The organism is Microbacterium testaceum (genome assembly GCF_001476285.1).
GTDB classification, from domain to species: Bacteria; Actinomycetota; Actinomycetes; order Actinomycetales; family Microbacteriaceae; genus Microbacterium; species Microbacterium testaceum_B.
Genome location: NZ_LDRU01000125.1, coordinates 1 through 7,311, shown reverse-complemented (window position 1 = coordinate 7,311; position 7,311 = coordinate 1). Strand labels below are relative to the sequence as shown.

Here is a 7,311-nt window from a genome sequence, read left to right as displayed (position 1 = left end):
GTGCCGAGCGGCCATGTGGGGCAAGTGAGGGGATGCCGTGGGCGTGGGGCTGGTCTGTTCGTTTGCCTGAGGTGGTCGGTGGTGGGGGCGGCAGGTGGCCATGTGCGGCAAGCGAGCGGATGCCAGGGGTCGGTGCGGGCGTTGATTTGCCCGAGGTGTCCGCTGATGGAGTGCCGAGCGGCCATGTGGGGCAAACGAACGGATGCCGCGACGGTGGGCGACGTGCCGCTGCCGGGGCGATCGCGAAGACCGTGGATGTCAGCTGAGGCGGGTGCGCCCGGTGAACGCCGCGCGCGCCCGCTCCACGAACGGCGAACGGTGCTCGGCGAGGTCGGACTTGGTCACGCGGATGATGCGCCATCCGAGATCCGCGAGCATCTCGTAGCGTCGGATGTCGCTTGCCCACTGGTGCGGGTCCGTCAGGTGCTGCTCGCCCTCGTACTCGAAGCCCACCTTGCTCTCCGGATAGGCCAGGTCGATGAGTGCCACGACCTTTCCGGCCACGACCACCGGCCAGTTCAGCGACGGCTCGGGGAGTCCCGCCGCGATCAGCGTCAGCCTCGTCTCGGTCTCTTTCCTCGACCGCGAGCGTGTGCGCACCAGGGGTAACGCGTCGCGGAGCGTGGCGGCGCCCCGCCGTCGCCCCGCCTCCAGGGCCGCCGCGAGCTCGGCGATCGTCGCGAGCGCCGGCGGGTCGCCGGGGCGCATCGGCTCGCGCACGAACGCATCGCCGAGTGCGATGAGATCGTCCCGCTGCAGCAGGGCGCCCATCATCGCCCAGGTGGTCGCCGGGCTCGTCGCTCGCAGGCCGCTCGCGGGCTCGGTGCGGACGCTGCCCATCCCCTCCGCGATCGAAGTGCCTCGCACTCCTCGAGCTCTGCTCGCACGCGAGGGGAGGATCACCCCGACGTCGAGCGGGCGTTCGACGAGTCGGCCCGATGCATCGCGGAGGTGAAAGACCGACGAGGGCAGCGGTGCATCCCACATCACGGCCGCCGCGACCAGAGAGAAGAATTCACAATCCCGCATCCGCGCGGCGTACTCGGTCGATCGACGTCGAACGGATGCCTCGAATCCGTCGTCCGGCGGGGCCGAGCGCGTCCGCACGCCGTGGAACGGAGACGAGAGGTCGGCAGCCCGGAGTCGTCGCCGTGACACGCCCAGCTCCACCGCCGCACCGACCGAGAAGGACTCGGGCAGTTCGTCGGGCAGGGATGCAGCTCTCACCCTTGCAACATCACACTGTCGGAGCGGCGCGTGGGCACGGCATCCGCAATCTGTGGAGAACCCCGCCTCCGTCGTTTGCCGCACCTGGTCGGCCGCCGCCGCCCGCCCCGGCCCTTCGCGGCAAACGAGCGTCCGGGGCCCGGCGTCATTTGCCGCACGTTGCCGCCTCGCGTGCACGGCGCCGACTATTTGCGGCAAACGAATGGATGCCGCCTCCGGCCGCTCGCGATCGCGGTGCCCGAGGCGACGGCGCGCGTCCTCAGGCGTCGCGGACCTCGACGTTCGCGCCCCAGCCGTCGTAGTCGCCCTTCCTCGCCTCGACGACGCCGATGACCTCGGTGAGGAATGTCGCCACCGACGCATCGGTCAGCGTCTCGACGCGTGTGGCGACCAGGATGAGGCGTAGCCCTAGGCGGTGGATTGCGACCGTGAAGCCGCGCGAGCGAAGATCGTCGGCTGCGGCGTCGGCGGATCTGCGCGAGCGGAAGTACGCGAAGTGTTCGACCGGGCGCGGGGCGGTGAAGTTCTCGCCGAGCTGTCGGCGAGCGTCCACCTGCGTCGGCCACGCCGCGATCTCGCGCGCGACCGTCGCGGAGCGTTCTGCGGGCGGTACAAGGGGCTCGGATCTATAGACCCCCTGCTCGTCGGCCTCGTCGGCGAAGTCTTCCCAGTCCACGTTCGCGATGTTGAGGTTGTTGTCCACGGCCCAGAGGTCGGCCGCGACGCACCGGAACGACGGACGCCCCTTCTGAAGGTCGACGACGAGCACGGGGGAGCCCTCGGTCGTCAGGGTGATGTCATCCGCGATGAAGAGGACGGACGCACCCTCATCGTTGTCGGGAATCGCCGACCGGACGTCGTCCTCCGTCGCGCCGTACCAGCGGGCGTCATCGACGATCTGCACGTATGCGCGAAACCCATGGGCGTTCTCCGTGCGCACCGCAACAACGAGGTTGATCCATTCGTCCGCGGGTGTCGCCGCGGTGCGTACGAGAAGTGAATCGCTCGTTCGAGGGAGGGAGTCCATGCGGTCAGTATGGCGGTCCCGGGCCGCGGGTGACGCGCGTCAGACCGCGCGACCCGGGGTCAGGATGCCACCCGGATCCAGTGCGGCCTTGATCGCGCGCTGCACGTCGAGGGCGGTGGCATCCTGCTGCCAGGGGAGTTCGTGCCGCTTGACCGAGCCGATGCCGTGCTCGCCGGAGATCGTGCCGCTGAGCGACAGCGCGAGCCGCGTGATGTCGTCGATGACGAGCTCGGCGGCGGCGTACTCCTCGGGGGTTTCGCCCGCCTCGACCGTGGGGTGCAGGTTGCCGTCGCCGGCGTGGGCGACGACCGCGATGCGGCGGCCGTGGCGCGCGGCGATCTCGCCGATGCCGCGGAACACGGTCGCGAGCGCGGCGACCGGAACGCCGACGTCGCACGAGACCCGCAGCCCCTGCGCCGTGAGCGCGGGGTTCGCGAGGCGACGGGCTTCGAGCAGGCTGTCGGAGTCGCTGATCTCGGTCTCGGCCGCGCCGTGCGCGCGGCAGATGTCGGCGATCGCCGCGGCGGTCTCGTGAGCGGCGAGCCCGACGGTCTGGCCGACGAGCATCGCGGCGCCGGGGGAGGGCAGGCCGCTCGGGTGGAACGCCTCGATGATCTCGACGCTGCGCGCGTCGATCAGCTCCAGCACCTCGGGAGCCGCGGGGCCGGACACGATCGCGGTCACCGCGCGCCCGGCATCCTCGATGTCGTCGAAGCTCGCGCGAAAGGTGCGCGGCTGGCCCGGCAGCACGGGCTTGAGGCGCACGGTGGCCGCCGTGATCACGCCGAGCGTCCCCTCGGAGCCGGTGAACAGGCTCGTGAGGTCGTAGCCGGTGGTGTTCTTGCGCGTGCGCGCGCCGGTGCGCATCACGCGTCCGTCGGCGAGCACGACCTCGAGGGCGGCGACCACGTCGGTGGTCACCCCGTGCGCGACGCAGCGCAGGCCGCCGGCATTCGTGGCGATGTTGCCGCCGATCGTCGACCACTGCGCGCTCGCCGGGTCGGGCGGGAAGAACAGGCCGTGGGCGAGGGCGGCGGCATCCAGATCCGCGGTGATCACCCCGGCCTCGACGTCGGCGAGGCGGTTGTCGACGTCGATGTCGAGGATGCGGTTCATCGCCTCGAGCGAGATCACCAGGCCGCCCGCGTAGGCAACGGCTCCGCCGGAGAGACCGGTGCCCGCGCCGCGGACGGAGACCCGGATGCCACGGGCGTGCGCCCACGCGAGAGCGGTGGACACGTCGTTGGTCGAGGTGGCCCGCACCACGGCGAGCGGCAGGCCCTCGGGCTGTGCGCGCGAGCTGTCGACGGCGCAGGCGGCGAGGCTCGCGGGGTCGGTGAGGAGGCGGTCGCCGAGCGCGGCGCGGAGATCATCGAGGTCCGTGGGGGCCGCGCCTGGAACCGGGGACGAAGCGGCATCCCGCCCCGCGCCGACGGACGCCGGGGCAGTGCCCCGGCCGTCGACGCTCATGAGTTCACCTTGATGATCTCGCGCTGATACGGAGCGATCACGGAGCCGCTGATGCGCAGATCGAGCAACAGGAAGGGGCGTTGCTCGGGGTCTCTCCCCGTCCAGTCGGCGAGCGCGTCGAGATCGGCGACCTCTCGGACGACCACCCCCTCCGCGCCGAACCCGCGCGCGACCGCGGCGAAGTCGACCTCGGGGATGAGCATCGGCTCGCGCGCGAGACCCTTCAGGCCGTAGAGGTTGATCTCGGCGCCGTACGCGGCGTCGTTCCACACCACCGCGATGCCGTGTCCCGCGGCCGTGCGCACCGCGCTCTCGAGGTCGGCGATCGCCATGAGGCCGCCGCCGTCACCCGTGGTGAGCACGACCGTCGACTCCGGACGCGCCGCGATGGCGCCCGCGACCGAGGGGAATCCGAGGCCGATCGACTGATACGCGGTCCCGACCATCATCACCCGGTCGGGCGAGGCGACCGGCCAGTACATGTTCGACCACCCGAGGAAGTGCCCGCCGTCCGAGACGACGATGCGATCCTCGGGGAGGAGCTCGCCGATCCGCGCGGCGGCGGAACGGGGATCGAGGCGGCCATCCGGTGCCAATCCTTCGCCGGCCTCCTGCCCGCGCAGCGTCGCGACATTGACGCGGTCGCGCCACCCCGACGGCGCCGCCCCGCGAGAGCGCAGGCGGTTCACGATCTGCTCGGCTGCCACCGCGGCATCCGCTCGCACGAATCCGCCCACCTGGGCGTGTGTCGCGGTGGGCGCCACGTCGACCTGGAAGACCTGCGTGCCGGGGGCGAACAGCTCGCCGAAGCGCATCGTGAACTGGTTCAGGCCCGCTCCGAAGACCACGGCGACATCGGCCTCGCGCACGAGCTCCATGGCCCCTTCGGCGCCGAATCCTCCCGTGACGCCGAGGTCGTACTCGGAGGCGGGGAAGATGCCCCGACCGAGAGCGGTGGATGCCGTGATCGCCCCGGTCATCTCGGCGAGGTGCCCGAGCGCCGGGCCGGCGTCAGCGAGCCACGCGCCGCGGCCGGCGAGCAGGAACGGACGCTCGGCCGTCGCCAGGGCATCGGCGATGCGGTCGAGCGTGGCGTGAGCTGCCGGACCCTGCGGAGCCAGGGGAGCGGGGATCGTCACGGTCCCGGCATCCGTCAGCTCGCCGGCCTCGCGCGTGACCACGTCGTAGGGGATCGCCAGCACCACGGGAACGCGGTACGTCAGCGCGTGCTCGAGCGCGATGAGCACGGTGGCCGAGGCGTCGCGATCGCCGACCGTGTAGGTGCGCACGCCCACGGCCGAGGCGAGGGCGACCTGGTCGACGCCCCAGGGTCGCGGGCCGGAGGTGGGCTCGTCGCCGACCACCAGCAGGAGGGGGACGCGTGCCTGGGCCGACTCGGCGAGCGCGGTGAGGGTGTTCGTGAAGCCGGCGCCGTAGGTGGCGGTCGCGGCGGCGATGCGGCCGGAGGCTCGATAGTGCGCGTCGGCCGCCACGACGCCTCCGGCTTCGTGGCGCATCGCGGTGAAGACGGCGTCGGTGTGCCGGTGCAGGGCGTCGAGGAAGTACGCGTTGCCGTTGCCCATCACGCCGAAGACGTGGTCGAGGTGGCGGCCGAGGGTGTGGGCGACGTGCGCCGAGACGATGGGCATGCGGAAGCCTTTCGCGAAACAGAGACGGGAGTGAGCCGTATGTGTCTCGCGCGGGTCTCGCGCTACGTGCCCCTTTTTCGAGCAGCGACGCACGGCTTCGTGCGCCTGACACGGCGATCATATACGATCCGCGAGCTTCTGGGAGTCGTCGTGTCGGCTGACGAGGCCCGGATGCCGTGGGCCAAACTCCTGTGTTTTGGTCGATGTCGGCCTCGACGGGCGCGGAGAGGCGGGACCGCGCCGTTTTCTCAGGAGTTTCGCTCGCCCGAGCCGGCGGGCTCCCGCGATGCGGGGAGTGCGAGGTCCATGCCGGGACCGTCGGCGGGCCGCCGGACGAAGCCGTTGCGTTCGTAGAACCCCGCACGCCCGCGCGCGGCGAACAGCTGCACGTCGTGCACGCCGCGACGGTGCGCCTCCTCGACGAGGCACCGCACGATCGCGGCTCCGATCCCCGCGCCCCGGGCGCGCTCGGCCACGATCATCTCCGTGACGAAGGCGTGCAGGGCCCCGTCGCTGATCAGTCGACCCATTCCGACGAGCACGCCGTCGTCGTCACGCGCTGTGCAGATGACCCAGGTGCCGGAGAGAGCCCTCTCGAACGTCTCCGGTGGCCAGGCGCCCCACCCCGTCTCGGCGTACAGGGCCGCGAACTCCGCCGCGGTCGGGGGATCGAGCGAGATGTGCACGAGCGAGAGGTTACCGCGGCGGCTGTCACGTTTCGCCGCGTCCGCGACAGGAACGGGGTGAAGAGAATGAGAGAGGACTCCTCATGAACCACGATCCCTTCGCAGCCCTCGCGGCGGCCGACCCGGCGCGCGACGTCTCGCTCCCCGCTTCCGAGGTCCGTCGCATCGTGCGGGCGGCGACCACGCGACCCCGTCGGCGGCGCTGGATCCTTCCGACGGCGACGATCGCGGTCGTCTGCGCCGTCGGCATCCCGGGTGCGGCCGTCGCCTCCGGCTATCTCGCGCGCACGGGGTGGTTCGGCTCGCCGAACCCCGGCTCCCCGGAGGGGACGCGACCGGTCGGCACCGAGGCCGACGGCAGCGAGTGGATCGACACGTCCGCGGCGGACTACGGCGATTACGCGGTGACCCTCTGGCCCGCGTACGCGACCCTCCCGCCCGGCTACGACACCGCCGCGTTCGCCCGCACCATCGCCGCGGACGCACCGAAGGGACTGCGCCAGGTCACCGGCATCCGCAGCGAGTTCGAGCAGAACGCCCGGTGCGCGTGGCGGGAGGAGTGGCTGGATGCCGACGCGCTCGGCGACGCGGCACGAACGGCGGTCGCCGCGCAGACGTTGACCGCGGCGGCGACCTGGCCCGCGACGGTGGCGACCGACGGCGGCGGGATCGTGGACGAGGAGCGTGCCCTCGCCGCGGCCGCGACAGCGGGCGACCGTTCGGGGGTCGAGGCCGTCGACGCGTGGTGCGGCGAGATGCTCGAGGGGCGCGGACGGTGACGCTCGAGGCCGAACGGCAGCGCTTCGAGGCCGCGGTCGAGCCTCTGGTCCCTGACCTGCTGCGGTATTTCGTGCGCCGCGTCGACCCTCGCGCCGACGCCGACGACTGCGTGTCCGAGACCACGCTGGCGCTGTGGCGTCATCGTGGGCGCTTGCCGGTGGCATCCGAGGATCAACGGATGTGGGCGTTCGGGATCGCCCGGAACGTGCTCTCGAACCACGTGCGCAAGAGGGCGCGCCGCGCGCGCATCGACGAGACCCTCGAGCGGGAGGAGCGCGAGCCGGTCAGCGACGAGGCGTTCCTCGCCCTCGAGGCGCTGGGGACGCTCTCGTCCGGCGACCAGGAGCTGCTGCGACTCGTGCTGTGGGACGGTTTCGGTATCGCCGAGGCCGGAGCGCTCGCCGGAGTGCGGCCGGCGGCCGCGCGCAAGCGTTACGAGCGCGCCCGCGCACGGCTGCGCGCGGCGTTCGCC

Annotated in this window: 7 protein-coding genes; 2 read left to right on the top strand and 5 right to left on the bottom strand. The window is 72.0% G+C overall.

Annotated features, from left to right (window positions below):
* Positions 1–258: 258 nt before the first annotated feature.
* The 5 genes from NS283_RS17625 to NS283_RS17605 form a co-directional block, all read right to left on the bottom strand.
* Positions 259–1,227 (bottom strand): hypothetical protein, encoded by a 969-nt coding sequence (locus tag NS283_RS17625; protein ID WP_193752708.1) that lies wholly within the window; start codon positions 1,225–1,227, stop codon positions 259–261.
* 259 nt (positions 1,228–1,486) lie between these two features.
* Positions 1,487–2,254, bottom strand: a complete 768-nt coding sequence (locus NS283_RS19015) for a ribonuclease E inhibitor RraB (RefSeq protein ID WP_193752707.1) — start codon at positions 2,252–2,254, stop codon at positions 1,487–1,489.
* A gap of 39 nt (positions 2,255–2,293) precedes the next feature.
* A complete protein-coding gene (locus NS283_RS17615) occupies positions 2,294–3,724 on the bottom strand; it encodes an FAD-binding oxidoreductase (protein ID WP_058598152.1) in 1,431 nt (476 codons plus the stop codon).
* A complete protein-coding gene (locus tag NS283_RS17610) occupies positions 3,721–5,373 on the bottom strand; it encodes a thiamine pyrophosphate-binding protein (protein WP_058598151.1) in 1,653 nt (550 codons plus the stop codon). Before NS283_RS17610 ends, NS283_RS17615 begins: the two co-directional genes overlap by 4 nt.
* Positions 5,374–5,621: 248 nt before the next feature.
* Positions 5,622–6,059: a GNAT family N-acetyltransferase gene (locus NS283_RS17605; protein WP_058598150.1), complete on the bottom strand. Its 438-nt coding sequence runs from the start codon at positions 6,057–6,059 to the stop codon at positions 5,622–5,624.
* A gap of 83 nt (positions 6,060–6,142) precedes the next feature.
* Between NS283_RS17605 and NS283_RS19010 the strand changes: the two genes are divergently transcribed.
* Positions 6,143–6,838, top strand: a complete 696-nt coding sequence (locus NS283_RS19010) for a hypothetical protein (protein ID WP_058598149.1) — start codon at positions 6,143–6,145, stop codon at positions 6,836–6,838.
* Positions 6,835–7,311 (top strand): RNA polymerase sigma factor (locus NS283_RS18500; RefSeq protein ID WP_058598148.1); only part of this gene is annotated, 477 nt, incomplete at its 3' end. The genes NS283_RS19010 and NS283_RS18500, both read left to right, overlap by 4 nt.